Annotated in this window: 15 protein-coding genes; 11 read left to right on the forward strand and 4 right to left on the reverse strand. The window is 60.9% G+C overall.

Annotated features, from left to right (window positions below; translation table 11 throughout):
- The first annotated feature begins 27 nt into the window (after nt 1-27).
- Nucleotides 28-363, forward strand: a complete 336-nt coding sequence (locus ACV1FX_RS01480; RefSeq protein WP_473115756.1) for a hypothetical protein — start codon at nt 28-30, stop codon at nt 361-363.
- Between the two features lie 32 nt (nt 364-395).
- Nucleotides 396-908: an Lrp/AsnC family transcriptional regulator gene (locus ACV1FX_RS01485; RefSeq protein ID WP_473115757.1), complete on the forward strand. Its 513-nt coding sequence runs from the start codon at nt 396-398 to the stop codon at nt 906-908.
- A gap of 81 nt (nt 909-989) precedes the next feature.
- Here the strand turns inward: ACV1FX_RS01485 and ACV1FX_RS01490 are convergent, their stop codons facing one another.
- Nucleotides 990-1523: a hypothetical protein gene (locus ACV1FX_RS01490; RefSeq protein WP_473115758.1), complete on the reverse strand. Its 534-nt coding sequence runs from the start codon at nt 1521-1523 to the stop codon at nt 990-992.
- A 436-nt stretch (nt 1524-1959) separates the two neighbouring features.
- Between ACV1FX_RS01490 and ACV1FX_RS01495 the strand changes: the two genes are divergently transcribed.
- From ACV1FX_RS01495 to ACV1FX_RS01505, 3 genes are read left to right on the forward strand one after another with little or no spacing between them, the layout of a single operon-like run.
- Nucleotides 1960-2958 (forward strand): ABC transporter permease, encoded by a 999-nt coding sequence (locus tag ACV1FX_RS01495; RefSeq protein ID WP_473115759.1) that lies wholly within the window; start codon nt 1960-1962, stop codon nt 2956-2958.
- A 39-nt stretch (nt 2959-2997) separates the two neighbouring features.
- Nucleotides 2998-4011 carry a sugar ABC transporter substrate-binding protein gene (locus tag ACV1FX_RS01500; protein ID WP_473115760.1) on the forward strand — a complete coding sequence of 338 codons (1014 nt, stop codon included), beginning with the start codon at nt 2998-3000 and terminating at the stop codon, nt 4009-4011.
- A gap of 52 nt (nt 4012-4063) precedes the next feature.
- Nucleotides 4064-6184 (forward strand): ABC transporter permease, encoded by a 2121-nt coding sequence (locus ACV1FX_RS01505; RefSeq protein ID WP_473115761.1) that lies wholly within the window; start codon nt 4064-4066, stop codon nt 6182-6184.
- On the opposite strand, the gene ACV1FX_RS01510 is transcribed toward ACV1FX_RS01505, so the two are convergent.
- A complete protein-coding gene (locus tag ACV1FX_RS01510; RefSeq protein WP_473115762.1) occupies nt 6163-6372 on the reverse strand; it encodes a hypothetical protein in 210 nt (69 codons plus the stop codon). The genes ACV1FX_RS01505 and ACV1FX_RS01510 overlap by 22 nt on opposite strands.
- A gap of 27 nt (nt 6373-6399) precedes the next feature.
- Between ACV1FX_RS01510 and ACV1FX_RS01515 the strand changes: the two genes are divergently transcribed.
- From ACV1FX_RS01515 to ACV1FX_RS01535, 5 genes are all read left to right on the forward strand, one after another.
- Complete coding sequence (locus tag ACV1FX_RS01515; RefSeq protein ID WP_473115763.1) at nt 6400-7260, forward strand: strictosidine synthase; 861 nt, start codon at nt 6400-6402, stop codon at nt 7258-7260.
- Between the two features lie 6 nt (nt 7261-7266).
- Nucleotides 7267-8760 (forward strand): sugar ABC transporter ATP-binding protein, encoded by a 1494-nt coding sequence (locus ACV1FX_RS01520; RefSeq protein WP_473115764.1) that lies wholly within the window; start codon nt 7267-7269, stop codon nt 8758-8760.
- The gene (locus ACV1FX_RS01525) at nt 8761-9675 is read left to right on the forward strand and encodes an NAD(P)-dependent oxidoreductase (RefSeq protein WP_473115765.1); all 915 of its coding nucleotides are present in this window, start codon (nt 8761-8763) and stop codon (nt 9673-9675) included.
- A 26-nt stretch (nt 9676-9701) separates the two neighbouring features.
- A complete protein-coding gene (locus ACV1FX_RS01530) occupies nt 9702-11183 on the forward strand; it encodes an aldehyde dehydrogenase family protein (protein WP_473115766.1) in 1482 nt (493 codons plus the stop codon).
- A 64-nt stretch (nt 11184-11247) separates the two neighbouring features.
- Complete coding sequence (locus ACV1FX_RS01535; RefSeq protein WP_473115767.1) at nt 11248-12327, forward strand: isocitrate/isopropylmalate dehydrogenase family protein; 1080 nt, start codon at nt 11248-11250, stop codon at nt 12325-12327.
- Nucleotides 12328-12338: 11 nt separating this feature from the next.
- On the opposite strand, the gene ACV1FX_RS01540 is transcribed toward ACV1FX_RS01535, so the two are convergent.
- On the reverse strand, nt 12339-13235 hold the full coding sequence (locus ACV1FX_RS01540; RefSeq protein ID WP_473115768.1) for a LysR family transcriptional regulator: 897 nt from the start codon (nt 13233-13235) through the stop codon (nt 12339-12341).
- A gap of 606 nt (nt 13236-13841) precedes the next feature.
- On the opposite strand from ACV1FX_RS01540, the gene ACV1FX_RS01545 reads away from it, so the two are divergent.
- Complete coding sequence (locus ACV1FX_RS01545) at nt 13842-14861, forward strand: LLM class flavin-dependent oxidoreductase (RefSeq protein WP_473115769.1); 1020 nt, start codon at nt 13842-13844, stop codon at nt 14859-14861.
- A gap of 86 nt (nt 14862-14947) precedes the next feature.
- On the opposite strand, the gene ACV1FX_RS01550 is transcribed toward ACV1FX_RS01545, so the two are convergent.
- Nucleotides 14948-15586, reverse strand: a complete 639-nt coding sequence (locus ACV1FX_RS01550) for a TetR/AcrR family transcriptional regulator (RefSeq protein WP_473115770.1) — start codon at nt 15584-15586, stop codon at nt 14948-14950.
- Between the last annotated feature and the right edge of the window lie 169 nt (nt 15587-15755).

Below are 15755 nucleotides of genomic sequence, written 5' to 3' on the forward strand. Positions count from 1 at the left end.
TGTCGCGCGTGAGGTTGGGGTCGGGCATTGGCATTCACCTCTCACCTCGATCGCATCAATGCAGAACAACGCGCCGACGCGGCGAGCGAGCCGATCGATCGTGTCGCGGTCATTGATATCTATGGAAACCGAGATGCGGCATTCGCGCGCTTCCGCCCGAGCGCTGACGGCTACGAGCTGAAGCCCCGCGACACGTGTCTGGTCGAGCAGGCGACCGAGGGCGGCGTGCATATCGCTGGTCTGGAGTTCGAGAAAAAACACCGCATTCGTCTCGTTTTGTTAGCATATCGTACTAACAAAGGTCAGGCTTGTTGTTCTTTTCTTCTGGGTCTATTCTCGGAACGCGACACAGTTATTCTGTGATTTGGCAATGATCCCAGAAAAGGGTTCTTAGTATGGCGCCGGTCGGACGTGCCAGAGGGGCGGTCAAGGCTCCGCGCAAGGACGCGCTTAGGCTCGACGAGATCGATCGCAAGATCCTGCGCGCGTTGCAGCAGGATGCGCGCCTGACGACGGCGCAACTCGCCGACAGGGTCGGGCTTTCCACCACGCCATGCTGGAACAGACTGAAGCGCCTCGAGACACAGGGCTATATCGATGGCTACGTCGCGCTGCTCAATCAGGACAAGCTCGGCCTGCCGGAGACCGTCATCATAGAGGTCACGCTCGATCGCCACGACGAGGAGGTGCTCGAACGTTTCGGCCAACTGCTCACGAGTTTGCCGGAGGTGATCGAGGCTTATCTCACCACCGGCGATTACGACTATGTCGTGAAGGTCGCGGTCGAAAGTACCGCCGGCTACGAACGCTTTCTGCGTGAAAAGCTCTATCGCATCCCGGGCATCCGCCACAGCCGGTCGTCGTTTGCGCTGCGCTGCCTGAAGAAGCTGACCTCGGTGCAGGTTTAGTCGAACGAGCCCGCGGCGATGAGCAGACGTCACGCGATGTGACGTCTGCTCGTTCGGTTCGAGTTGGAAGAGTACGGCTCGTCAGAAGGCGGTCTTCTTGCCGATGATGCCGACATAGCTTGAACGCACCAGAGCGCCCCAGCGCCCACCCTTTTTGACGATCACGTAGAAGGAATCGGCCGACAATATCGGCTTGTCGTTGGCGTCATAGCGCGTGAACCGCGTGACAAAGTGGAGCTTGTCGTCGGACTTCTGCACCAGCTTGCGGTATGTCCACGCCGAACGGGCCCATGTCGACGCTTCCGCCAACTGCTTCGCATCGTTTGATTGAGCATATTCCTCCGGCGTGTTCCAGATCTGCACCTGGCCGCCGGCGATCCGTATGTGCGGGTAGTGTACGGTCTTGGCCCATGCGTCCGCATCGCGCGAGTTGAACGCCCTCATAAATTCGTCGAGATAGGCGCACCCTTGCTTCAAGAGTTCGTCGTTTCCAGGATTGAGACACTCGTCGTCTGCCTGGCTCTGAGCGTGCGCAACAGTGCTCATGGCAAAGAACGCGCCCGCTAGCACCAGCAGTTTGAGAATTTTCACGATTAGACCTCCCTGATTGGCCAAGTCGGCTTGGCTTCGTTGTGATTGACAGAGGCGTCGATCGAACTCCGATCTTAGGTGGACGAGATGCCGAGGCAATGCGGGCGAAGCGCAGTATTTCTGAACGGGGTGTCAGTTTTTCTCAACGGTCGATATGCACGACACCGCAGGTCTGGTGTGAACGTCGACGGTCGCCCTTTGGCATCACGCAAGCGACCTCGCGGTTCTTCCGGTGATGGGAGAACGCCGGTAGATCAGAAAAACCAAACAGGGGGTCAGAAAAAGCGCCTTGCATGAGGCAGGGTGACGCCGCTCATCTTGCGTCACAAAGAAGAAAGCCTGTTGCAGGCGAGGAAACGATGGTCGTGAGCGGTCAATCTGGTGCGGAGGCACGGCTCGGTCGTGTCTCCAAATTCGGCGATGCCGACAATGGTCGGCGCCCGCATGGTTGGATCGGCCGATGACCCGCCTGGAGCATCTGGTGCGAGGAACGCCGTCGTTCAGGCTGACGCAGGAGGAGGTCATCTTCTGTATCACGCTGGTCCTGTTCGGCGCTTTCTCGCTCTTCCTGCCGAAGTTCCTCACTGCCGGAAACATCCTCACGCTTTTGAACAATGTCGCGACGCTCGGTATTCTCGCTGTCGGCATGGCATTGGTCGTCGTTGGACGCGGCATCGACCTGACAATGATTGCGGTCATGGTGATCGGTGTTGCCTTCAGCATCTGGCTATCGACCACGGGTGTTCCCTTCGGCTGGGCGCTCGTCGTTGGCGGCCTTCTCGTCATTCTGGTCGGCATCGGCACGGGGACGCTTGTTGCTGTGGCCGACGTGCCGCCGATCTTTGCGACCCTTGGCCTTGCCTCGGTGGTCTACGGCGCGGGACGAATTGTCTTCAAGTCGGACGTGGTTTACGCCCCCGCGGGGTACGACTGGTTCACGTTCCTGGGGACCGGGACGATTGCCGGCATTCCTGTCTCGGTCTGCGCAGCGGCGTTGCTGGCCGGATTGGTCGCATTGTTTCTGCGCAAGACTCGCTTCGGACGTTTCATCTACGCGACCGGCGACAATCCGTTTGCCGCGCGGACCATCGGACTACCGACCCGTCCCGTCATCATCTCGCAATATGCTGCCAGCGCTTTCATCGCCTTTCTATCGGGCATTCTGATGTGCGCGGTGGTCTCCGGCATCAATACCCGCCTGTACAACTCGACGCTGATCTACGACGTGCTCCTTGTCGTCGTGCTCGGCGGAATCGGCCTCAGTGGCGGGCAGGGCGGTGTCCGCAACGTGATCGTCGGCACGATTCTGGTCGGCGTCCTCACCAATGGCATGACAATTCTGAACATCAGCTTCACGGCTCAGAACCTCATCAAGGGTGTGATCCTGCTTGCTGCTCTGGCGATCGATGCGGTGCTCAATCCGCGGGACGAGCAGACATCGCAGAGCGGCGATATCTAGGACGGTCGTTTCAAGATCTTTTCAAACCGGGAGGACATCATGGTTTCCATTCTGCGCAAATTGCTGCTGACGGGCCTCGTGTTTGGAGGCCTTGCATCTGCAACGCCGGGCACCGCCGCGGATGTGCAGCAGGTCGGGAGAGAGGCCTATCTGAAGGCTCTCAAGGGCAAGAAGGTGATCTTCGTTCCGATTTCCCAGGGCTTTGATCTCAACCAGGCCTGGGTGACGGTGTGGCAGCGGCATGCTCAACGTTATGGCTTCACGCTCGAAGTGCGCGACCCGAACATGAACACCGAGGCGGGCATTCGAGCCCTGACGGGTGCGATTGCCGAGAAGCCCGATCTCCTGATCGTGCAGAATCCGGACGTGCAGACCTATGCGCGCCAGTTGAAGCAGGCCCAGGAGGCCGGAATTCCGGTGCTTCAGGTCAACATGCAGTCGGCGACCCAGACCGACTCTTATGTCGGCAATGACTGGATTGAGATGGGCCGCCTCGAGATGGGTGAGCTCGCGAAGGCCTGCGCCAAGGGCAAGGGGCCGTCCACCAAGGTCGTCTGGCTCGCGGGTGTCGAGACCGGGGCGGCCAACATCTACATGCGCCAGGGCATCAACGAGGTGCTCGCCGCAAATCCGGATCTGCAACTCGTCTCAGATCAGGCCGCCAACTACGACTCCGACAAGGCGCGCCAGATCACAGCGACTGTTCTCCAGCAGCACCCTGACCTCTGTGGCGTGATGGGCATCTGGGACAACGCCGAGGTCGGCGCTGGAGCGGCCGTGGCCGCGGCAGGCAAGACCGGCCAGGTCACGATTGTGACGAATGGCGCTGGAAGCCAGACCGGTTGCGAGAGCGTCAAGAAGGGGCTCCTCACTGTCATCTACAACTTTCACGCCGACATCCAGGGCGAGATCGCGGCGGGCCAGATTTCCGAACTGCTGCAGAGCAACCGCAAGGCTGCGGCTGTCAAAGACGTGTTCTTCGGGCCGGTGACGCGCGTCGACAGGACCAACGCCACAGGCCGCAACTGTTGGACGCTCGACGAACTCAAGTGAGAGGAATGCCGCGCGACCGGCTTCAGGCCGGCGCGCGCATGGAACAGGCCAGATGAGCTTTTCGTCGGATATCGTTCGGTGGCGCTACAAGCTTCTCCCCGATCACGTGATCGGGGAGGTTCTCACCAAGAAATGGATCGATAGCGCGATCCCGTTTCTGGCGCTGGCGCTCCTTATCCTCGGTCTGGGGCCGTTCGTCCCGCACTTCTTCGAGTGGACGACACTCGGCAACCTTGCACGTCAGTTCGCCGAGTTCGGCCTGATCGTTCTCGGTTTGACGATCGTGATGATCTCGGGCGGAATCGATCTGTCCGTCGGCTCGGTGTTCGCGCTCTCCGTGCTGATGTCGCTGATCGGCATGAATGTCGAGGGATGGAGCGCCGGCACAGGCCTCGTTGCCGCACTGGCGGTCGGAATCGTTTGCGGTGCCCTGAACGGCTTTCTTGTCGGCTACATCAGGATGCGAGCGTTCCTCACGACGCTCGTCACCCTCATCATCTTTCGGTCGTTGTTCGAGATCGTCTTTCCGCAATTCTCGACGGCCATCGTGACCAATATGTCGGATTCCGCCGTATTCGAATATCTTGGCACCGCACAGTTGGGGCTGCTGCCGGTTTCGTTCCTGATCACGGCTGTCATTGCCATCGGCATCCATATTGTGCTCTCACGCACGCGATATGGCTGGCATCTTCTCGCGGTCGGTGGAGCGCGCCGCTCCGCGTATAATGCAGGCATCAACGTCCGTTGGACCATCTTCAGCGCCTATGTCTGCTGCAGCACCTTGGTCGCCTTGTCCGGTTTTCTGTTCGCGAGCCGCATTGGAAGCGCGGCGTCGGACGTCGGGGCCGGGCTTGAACTACAGGCGCTCACGGCCACGGTGCTGGGTGGCATCTCGCTTGGCGGAGGGCGAGGCACGGTCTCGAAGGCGACCATGGGCGCCGTGTTCGTGCTGCTCCTGTCAAACAGCTTTCTCGCGCTCGCTATTTCCGGTCCGGGCGCGGATCTCGTGCTGGGCCTGATCCTTGTTGCGGCCGTCTTCCTCGATGTGCGCTGGGTCAAGAACCGCCATAAGTTGCTACGGAGCGTCTACATTTCTCCCGCCCACGCGCAGATGCCCGAATCCATCTCGACGGATCCGGGAGCCGGCGCAATGGCGCCGAATGACAAGCTGCGTGACGTCGGTGTCATCGGCCTTGGTATCTTGGAGGGAGCCGAGGACGTCATCTTCGATCGAGACGATAATCTCTACACGGGCAGCCGTCACGGCGACATCCTGCGCTGGTTTCCGCCGGACTACCAGCGCTGGGAGGTTCTGGCGCATATCGGCGGGTCGCCGTTGGGAATGGCGTTTGATCGTCAGGGGCATCTCAACATCTGCGTTGCCGGAATGGGCCTCTATCAGGTCGAGATGAACGGCACCGTGCGCCGGCTGACTGCGGAGACAAACCGGAGCCTGCTGTCGATCATCGACGATTCCAACATGAAGCTGGCCGACGATCTCGACATCGCGCCGGATGGCGCGATCTACTTCAGCGAGGCGACGACGCGCTTCGAGATGCACGACTGGTATTCGGACGCGCTCGAGAGCCGGGGCAATGGCCGCATCATCCGCTACGAGCCGAAGACCGGTAAGACCCGGACCGTCCTGAAGAATCTGGTATTTCCGAACGGCATTTGCATGTCCTACGACAACCAGTCTCTGCTTTTCGCCGAGAGCTGGGCCTGCCGGATCAGCCGATACTATTTCGACGGCCCGAGGAAGGGCCAGGTGGAAGTCGTCATTCCGAACCTTCCAGGCTATCCGGACAACATCAATCGTGCGTCCGACGGGAGCTATTGGCTGGCGCTTATGGGGATGCGCACGCCCGCACTGGACTTGTCGCTTGAAATGCCGGGCTTCCGCAAGAGGATGTCGCGTCGGTGTTCCGAGGATGCCTGGCTGATGCCGAACCTCAACACCGGATGCGTGCTCAAGTTCAACGAACAGGGCGAGATCCTCGAAAGCTACTGGGATCAAGGCGGCGAGAAGCATCCGATGATCACCTCGATGCGGGAGCACAAGGGCGTGCTTTATCTCTGCGGGATATTCAACAACCGAATGGGGACCTACCGGCTGGAGGGAGCAGATCCTTCGTTCTGCGGCGTGGACAGCTATTGGGGGCGTCGCTCGTGAAATGGATCGACAAACTGCTCGGGCGTCGCGAGGGAGCCGTCACGGTGCCCGTGCTCGATGGCCCGTTCCTGCCAAATCAGAAGCTCGAGGCTGCTCCTGTCCTTTGCGAGGTCGACGAGGTCGATAATCTTGTGGCTTTCGGCGGCGATCTTTTTGCTTCGCGAGGCTCCGAGTTGCTCCGCCTGCAACCGGCGTCCTCCTCCGGCCCAGAAAGAATGGCCGGGTTCGATGCCCCGATATCGGCGATGGCCGGACTGGGTGAGGCGCTGGCGATTGGATTGGATCGCAAGGGTATCGTCGTGCGGGGCGGACGCTTCGACGGCAAGGTGGTGCAGCCTTCGGGCGTCTTACAGTGTCCAACCGCGATCGCGTGGCTGGACGAGTCGACGCTTGCGGTGTGCAACGGATCGGATCGGTTGGGCGCATCCGACTGGCGGCGCGCATTGATGACGCGCGACAGTTCGGGGTCCGTCGTCCTCGTGGATCTCGCCAAGGGTCAGGCCACGGTGGTGGCAACCGGATTGGGATGGCCGGCCGGCGTGGCGGCGTCGGCGGGTCGGCTGCTCGTTTCCGAATGTCTGCGTCACCGCGTCGTTGCGATGGCGCTTCCGAGCGGGAAGCTCACCGAGCTCGCGGCCGGTCTGCCCGGTTATCCCGCTCGCCTGACGCGCGCGGCCGGCGGTGGCGTGTGGCTCTGCTTCTACTCCGTGCGCAACCAGCTTGTGGAATTCATTCTGCGCGAGGACGAATACAGGACGCGCATGGTGAATGAGTTGCCGGAAGAATACTGGATGGCGCCTTCGCTCCGCTCCGGTCGCAGCTTCAAGGAACCAATGCAGGGAAGCCAGCTCAAGCAAATGGGAATCTTGAAGCCCTATTCCGTCACGCGGTCCTACGGGCTGGTGGCGTATTGCGACGCGAATATGACTCCCATCGGATCCTTGCATTCTCGCGCGGATGGCACGCGGCACGGGGCCGTGAGCGCGACCGAACACGCCGGCGCGCTCTACGTCGCCAGCCGCGGTTCGAACGCGGTTCTGGAAATCCGCGATCCAGCGGCAATCCTCTCGGAGTAGATCGAAATGCAACCCATTCTCGAGATCCGCAAAGGAACGAGGCTCTTCGGAAAGATTCCGGCTTTCCAGGAGGTCGATTTCGCCGTTTCGCCCGGAGAAGTTCATGCCATTCTTGGCGAGAACGGCGCCGGCAAATCGACCCTGACCAAGGTTCTTGCCGGGGTCTATCAACTCACCTCCGGAGAGATGCTTCTGAACGGCATGCCGGTACGCCTTTCGACGCCTGCCGAAGGGTTAGAGAATGGCATCGTCATGGTCTATCAGGAGACCAATCTTGTACCGTCGATGACGGTTGCTCAGAACATTTACCTCGGCGAGGAGAAGACATTCAATCGGTTGAGGGGACTCTACATCCAGGCTCGGCAATTCCTCGCCGGGATGGGATTCCAGGTCGATCCCACGGCCCAGGTCTCGCAGTTGGGCGCGGCCCAGAAGCAGATGGTGGAGATCGCGCGCGCTGTTCATCACAAGGCGAAGGTGATCATCTTCGACGAGCCGACGGCGACACTCACGCCGGAAGAAAAACGGCACTTTTTCAATCTGATCCGGCGTCTGGTCGCCGACGGGGTCGCAATCATCTTCATTTCGCACGCGCTTGAAGAGGCTCTTCAGCTCGCCGACCGCATCACAATTCTCCGGGACGGGCGGCTTGTCGCATCGGACGTCAAGGCGGCATTCACGCGCGACACGATCATCCAGGCAATGGTCGGACGCAACCTGACCGAGACGCTGCATGGCGACCGCGGTCGGCCCCCCAGACCGTACGGAGAGCGGGTCCTCAGCGTGGAGAACCTGTCTTCGGGCACGATGGTGCGCAACACGTCCTTCTCGATCTTCGCCGGTCAGGTGACGGGCGTCTTCGGCCTTGTCGGCGCCGGCCGTACAGAAATGATGAAGGTGGTTGCGGGAGGGCTGAAGCGCGACATCTTCCATGGTGGCGAAGTCAAGTATTGCGGAAGGTCGGTTCGCTACCGGGTGCCGCGCAAGGCGGTACGCGACGGCATCGTCTACGTCACGGAAGATCGCAAGTTCGATGGCTTCTTCGAGACGATGACCGTCGCCGAGAACCTTCATCTCGGCCAGCTCTCGCGCTTCTCGAATCCCCTGTCCGTCATCTCCATGACGCAAGCGAAGGAATTGGCCAAGCAATGGGCCAGCCGGCTCCAGCTTCGGTCGATCAACGAAAAGGCCAGAGTGATCGAGCTGTCCGGCGGCAACCAGCAGAAGGTCGTTATCGCGAGATCGCTGATCCAAAGGCCGAAATTGATCATTTTCGATGAGCCGACGCGCGGCGTCGACGTGGGAGCCATCGTCGAGATCCATCAGTTCATCAACAGCCTGGCGGATGAAGGTTTGGCCGTCGTCGTGATCTCATCCTACCTGCCGGAAGTGCTGGCGCTCTCGGATCGAATTCTGGTCGCCAAGCGCGGCAAGATCGTCGAGGAGATCAGGGCAACTGAGGCCACCGAGCAGCAGATCATGTACGCCGCCGTCCACTAGATGAACGAGGTGACTGCGATGAAGGTCGGAATTGTCGGTGTAGGCCTGATGGGCCATGGAATAGCAAAGAACGTCCTGGCAAAGGGCGGCTTTCCTCTGGCTTTTCTGGACCATCCAGGCAATCAGTCCGTCGACGATCTCATTGGCCTTGGCGCCACGGCTTGCAAGACTCCCGGCGAGGTGGCAGACGCGTCTGATGTGATCATCCTTTGCGTGACCGGCTCGCCCGAGGTCGAAGCGATCCTCACGGGTGAGGCGGGCGTTCTGTCTCGCTTGCGCAAGGGTACCATCGTCGTCGATTGCTCAACGGCGCTGCCGGGCTCGACATTGCGGATGGCCGCCGCGGTGGAGGCAGCGGGTGGACGCTTCCTCGACGCGCCCATGACGCGCACGGCCAGGCACGCGGAAGAAGGAACGCTGAACCTTCTGGTTGGAGGCGACGAAGCCGACCTTCGAAGGGTCCGCGGCGTTCTCGCCTCTTTCACCGAGGGGGTCGAACACGTCGGTCCCCTGAGTTTTGGTCATAGGCTCAAGCTGCTCCACAACTACGTGTCGATCGGCTTCATGGCGCTGCTCGCTGAGGCTGCCGCGCAGGCCGCCGACGCGGGCGTCGATCCGGCAATCTTCGTCGACATCCTCGCCAAGGGGGGTGGGGCCGGCGTTGCGCTCCAGCGAATGGCGCCTGCCATCGTGACGGACGACGTCAGCACCGTTCCATTCTTTATCGGCAACGCCTTGAAAGACATCGCCTACTACCAGGCCATGGCGAATAGTTCCGGAGGATCCAGGACGATCGCCGACGGTGTTGCCGCCGCCATCTCGGCAGTGGTCGAGAACGGTCACGGCCAAGCCTACATTTCCGAACTGGCGCGGCTTCTTCGAAAGACGAAGCCCACGGCCCATGGCGGAGAATGATTGTTGAGACAGGGAAGGGTAGCCAAATGACAAAAATCGATATCCGATTTCCCATAGACGGCCGAACTCGCAAGATGTTCATCGACGGCGCGTGGGTGGAGGCTCGCTCGGGACAAGTTTTCGAGACGCGCAACCCTGCGACCGGCGAAGTGATTGGCCGCGTCCCACGCGGGGATGCGGCCGACATCGGGCTTGCCGTCACCGCGGCCCGCCGCGCCTTTGCGGGGCCTTGGAGCCGCTTCAAGCCGTTCGAGAGGCAGGCGCTGCTCCTGCGCATCGCAGATCTCTTCGAGAAGCACTGGGAGGAGATCAGCCAGTCCGACACGGCCGATATGGGAATGCCGATCGTCAGGACGCGGGCGAACAAGCTGCGCGTGCTCGGCATGCTCAGATACTACGCCGGCATGGCGACCGTGATCCACGGGCAGACGATCGATAATTCGCTTCCGGGGGACATTGTCTCCTTCACGCGGAAGGAGCCGGTCGGTGTCGTCGGAGCCATCATCCCCTGGAACGCGCCCACGGCCGCGTCGGTGTGGAAGATCGGACCTGCGCTTGCGACCGGCTGCACGATTGTGCTCAAGCCCTCCGAAGAGGCGCCGCTGACGCCGTTGCTGATCGCGGATTTGATGAACGAGGCGGGCGTGCCCCCGGGCGTCGTCAACGTCGTCACCGGGACCGGTTCGGAGGCGGGCGTGCCTCTTGCGGAGCACTCCGGTGTCGACAAGATCGTCTTCACAGGGTCCACCGCAACCGGGCAGGCCATCATTCGTGCGTCGGCCGGCAACCTCAAGCGGGTGTCGCTCGAGCTTGGCGGAAAATCGCCGGTCATCGTCTGCGCCGACGCTGATCTCGACAAGGCGGTCCCGATTGCCGCGATGGCCGCGTTTGCCAATTCGGGCCAGATCTGCATCGCCGGCTCCCGCCTGTTCGTGGAGCGACCAATCCATGACGAGCTGGTCGAACGGCTCGGGAAGTTCGCTTCGGCTCTGAGGATCGGTGATGGAGCTGATCCTGCGACGGAGATCGGACCGCTCGTTTCCGAGCGACAGCTCGACAAGGTCGAAGGCTTCCTGCGGAGCGGACGCGACGAGGGCGCGAAGGTCGTGACCGGAGGCCGGAGGCTGAGAGAAGGCGCGCTCGCGAAGGGCAATTTCGTCGAGCCGACGGTGTTCGCTGGCGTCTCCGACAACATGCAGATTGCCCGTGATGAAATCTTTGGCCCGGTCATTTCCGCGCTGCCGTTCGATACGCTCGATGAGGCCGTGGAGCGAGCCAATGCGACGCCTTACGGGCTTGCGGCGGGTGTCTTCACGCGCGACGTGAGCAAGGCCCACATCGTCTCGCGCAGTCTCCGCGCGGGGTCGGTCTGGGTGAACACCTATCACGCCATCGATCCTGCACTCCCCTTCGGCGGCTACAAGATGAGCGGATACGGACGCGAAGGCGGCACCGAACAGCTCGATGAATACCTGAACACGAAGGGGGTCTGGATCAAGCTGGATTGATCCGGATGTTCGGTCCGCGAGCCAAGCGACGCCATCACAAGATACAACTAGTCGAGCGAGTATTATGAAGGACACTTACAAGATTGCCGTCGTGCATGGAGACGGTATTGGGCCTGAAGTCGCTCGTGCGGCGGTCGCGGTGCTGCAGGCCGGTGTTCAGACCGGCACACTCAAGTTCGTGGAATATCCGGCCGGCGCCACGCACTTTCTCGAAACGGGAGACTCGTTCCCGGCAACCACATTTGAGGGCTGTCGCGCGGCCGACGCCATTCTGCATGGGGCGGCCGGCCTTCCCGGCGTGGTCCATCGTGACGGGACCGAAGCCGGCCTGGATTTCACGCTGACGCTCCGCTTCAAGCTCGACCTGTACGCCAACGTGCGGCCCATCAAGCTCTACAAGGGCGTGCCGTCTCCTCTCGGGCGCCCGGGTTCGATCGACTACGTGATCGTCAGAGAGAACAGCGAGGGGCTCTACGCTGCGCGGGGCGCGGGCGCGCTGCTCAGAGAAGAGGTCGCGGTCGACACGCTGGTCCAGACCCGGAAGGGTATCGAACGCATCGTCCGGTTCGCATTTGAACTTGCCAGATCGAGGAACGGTTCGCCGAAAGACGGGCGACGCCGGGTGACCTGCTGCGACAAGGCCAACGTGTTGCGCACCTATGCATTCTTTCGTGCGGTCTTCGATGAGGTCGCCAAGGATTATCCCGACATCGAAGCCGAGCACGTCCTTGTTGACGCGATGACGGTTCATCTCGTCAACAAGCCATCCCACTTCGACGTCATCGTCACCGAGAACATGTTCGGCGACATCATTTCCGATCTCGGTGCAGCGACGGTCGGTGGCATGGGCATGGCTCCGTCGGAGGAGGTCGGTGACGGGATCGGCTTTTTCCAGGCCTCGCATGGCTCGGCCCCGGACATCGCAGGGAAGGGGCTTGCCAATCCCTACGGAACCATCCTGGCATCGATCCTGATGCTGAAGCGTCTGGATCAGCGCTATCGGGATAACCGGCTGCGGCTTGGTGCCGACAGGATCGAAGCTGCGGTACGCGCCGGACTGGAGGACGCTGGGTTGAGGACGCGTGACATCGGCGGCAATGCGACGACCGGTCAGGTTGTGGATGCGCTTCTGAAATTGCTCTGAGCCCGAGAGCGTCAACGAAGCTGCGCGAGACTCGACCGGATCAGGGAAATCAGTTGCTCGGTGTTTGGACGCCGGACCGGGCCGCGCGTTGTGATCAAACCGATCTGGCGAAGTTTGACGTGATCGGAGATTGGGACCACACGAAATCGCTGCACGCCGGCTTGGACCAGCGCGACCCGCGGTACGATCGCGATGCCGAGGCCGGATGCCGCCAGGGCCAGCGCCGTCGTGGCGGCCTGGACTTCGAATTGTACGTCGAGGCGGACGCCGAGCGTCTCCAGCGTCTCGTCGATCAGCCCTCGAACTGCGGTCGTCTTCGACAGCAGGATGACCGGCTTTTCGACCAGATCCGCGAAGCCGATGCTTGATTGCCCCTCGTCGAACACCGGCGGCACGCAGGCAAAAAGGGGATCCTCAAGAATCGGCTCGAACTCGTAATCCCCCATGTCGGGGACCTCAGGCCCAATGCCGAACTCGACATCCTGTCGCTTCAGCAACTCGAGCATGGGCGTCGTGGAGAGCTCCATGAGTTGCACCTGGCTTCGCGGATATCGGATCTTGAATGTCGCCAGGATGTTGGGAAGCCATCCGGACGCAAGTGTCGGAACGCAGGCCATTCGAATGTGGCGGCTGCGGGACTGCGCTGATTCCGTCAGCAGATCCAGCCCCGACTGAACTTCCTGAAGGGCGCGCTTTGCCTGCTCGAACAGGATCCGCCCCTCAGCCGTGAGCAGCACCTTCTGCGGCGTCCTGCGAAAGAGCAGGACGCCGATCTGCTCTTCCAAGTCGCGGATCTGCATGCTTACCGCAGACGGCGATCGGTTCGATTCCTCTGCTGCTTTCCGGAAGCTTTCGTGCTCGGCCGCGAGCAGGAAAGTATGCAGGAGCTTGAGATTGATGTTCGACAAGTTCCACTGCCTCGATTCAGCGTTATGCGCTCCAAAATGCGGAATGAACCCAGAGCCGACAAGTATACTTGGCCAAAGAAGCGACCGTCTCGGTCTGGCCGACCAGTCCCATTTACTCGACGTCGGTCCTCATCTTGAGAGCGCTGGCCTCTGATCCGTAATGCGCAGGTCTTCTTACTCGACGACCGCGCTACCTCGAGACATCGTCGCAGCCAAACGTTCCGGCAGTGTAGCAGCCAGATAGCGCTTTGCCGAGACGCAAGATCCGTCGACCATCTGGGAAGGCCACGAGGCGGGCCACGACATGTCTCCTGATGCGGATGACGGGATCATGTGTGCCCGTTTCCGATGCTCATCGCACAACGATCAAACGTTCATCGGGAATCAGGGTATCGGCGCTGACTAGTGCCACCCTATGATTTCATTGACCAATTCAAAGGGCGTAGCCCTGTTCATTGATGAGCCGACTGACTTCGCCGATGCGTAGTCGAGCATCTCGATGGATGGTGCAGCGCCGCGGAGGCAGTCAGTGCGTTGTCATCTTCCTGACGGGATTCTCGGACAGCGGATTATCGGCTGTCCAAGCCGAGAGCGAGAAGAGCCGAGATGAGATTCGGAATCTTCGAGCACATGGACGACTGCGGACTTCCGCTTGGACAGCATTTCGAAAACCGGCTGTCGCTGATCGAGTCCTATGATCGTTGCGGCTTCTATGCCTATCATCTTGCAGAGCACCATGGCACGCCGCTCGGCCTTGCGCCGTCGCCCGGCCTATTTCTTGCTGCAGTTGCACAACGTACCAAGCGCCTTCGCTTCGGTCCCTTGGCCTACTCGCTGCCCCTTTATCATCCGATCCGCTTGATCGAAGAGATATGCATGCTCGATCAGTTGAGTGGCGGCCGGCTCGAGCTGGGTGTTGGCCGCGGCGTGTCGCCGATCGAGGTCGGTTTCTATGGTGTCGATCCGAAGGACGGACCACGTCAGTTTCCGGAAGCGCTGAGGTTGATCAAGCAGGGTCTGACTTCAGACGAGCTCACGTTCAACGGGGAGTTCTACAACTTCACCAATGTCCCGATGGTGCTGAAGCCGGCGCAGCGTCCGCACCCTCCAATTTGGTACGGAGTCCTGACGCCGGACGCTGCCTATTGGGCCGCGGTGGAGAGTGCACATATCGTCACACTGCTGCCGGCAGAGCCTGCACGGGCGATCATCGATCGTTATCACCTGGAGCGGAAGAAGCTTGGAAGAGGCGATGACGATCTGCCGTTGCTGGGCATCTCTCGGCATGTTGTTCTCGCGGAGACGGATGAGATAGCGGTTCTGAGAGCCGAGCGAGCCTACAAGCTCTGGTTCAAGCACATGGAGCTGCTCTGGGTTCGAAATGGCATGAAGCTGCCGCTCGGACTGCCTCCTGAGATCGGACCTCTGCTCAAAGCCGGAGCCGCGTTCGCTGGAACGGCGAGCGGGTTCAAGAGCTTCGTCCAGGATCAAATCAAGGCAACCGGCGCCAACTACTTTGTGTGCGACGTCGCGTTCGGTGACCTCGCTCCGGACGAGTCGATGCAGACGGTCGAACTGATTGCGCGCGAGGTCATGCCGCTGTTCGTTGAGGTAGGCTCTGCATGAGGATGCCGATGGGGCCGACTACGCGAAGATTTCGGACGCGTTCGCCGGCCAAGCTGCTGCGAGCGCGCCGGGCTTGCATCGCATCTTCATTCCGACGGCAATTCGGGGCAGGGCCGGCGGGCAATTTCCCAGGCTTCGTCGCGGTTCACGCCCACCATGCCCAGCAGATTCACGACGGCTTCGTCCATCTTCCCGGGCAAGATGTTCTTGTCGCATACGGCGAGGCTGAAACCTGCGATCGCGTGCGTTGCCTGTCTCCAGGCAAGTTCAGGATCCTCGACCCGATATCGCCCCGCGGCGACGGCGTTGCGGATATCCCTGATGGCGTAGGGGCCCATCACCCGATACATCGCATCCGAGATGACTTCGGAGCGACGCAGCAGCCACCGCCACCGCTGGTCGGTTGTTGCAGCCTTCATGACATTGCGGATGCCGAACGCGTAGACCTGCGCGGGGTCGGTGAAGCTGTTGGTGACAGCTTCGATCCGCTGCGCCAGATGCTCCATGACCAGTTCCATGACGGCCATCGCCAGTTCGTCTTTGGACGCAAAGTAATTGTACACCGTGCCGGCGCCAACGTCAGCAACCTCGGCGATTTCCGACATGGTCGCGGCGTCGATCCCTTTCTTTGCGATGATCTCGTAGGCCGCCTCAATCAGCGCTTGCCGGTTTCGCCGTTTGCGACGCTCGCTCCGGGTTTCGCTCAGTCTGGCTGCCGTAGTCATTGATCGCCACCTTGGGCTTCGCCCGGTCCGGGCCGGACGATTCGAGTTTGTCCATTCTCTCACTACCGTCACGGCTCTGCAGTGCCAACGACCGAACTCGGAACGAAGCGAATATAGGTCATATATGAACATAGATCATATACCGAATAATGTTTGACAAATGAATACC

The organism is Bradyrhizobium ingae, from assembly GCF_055791185.1.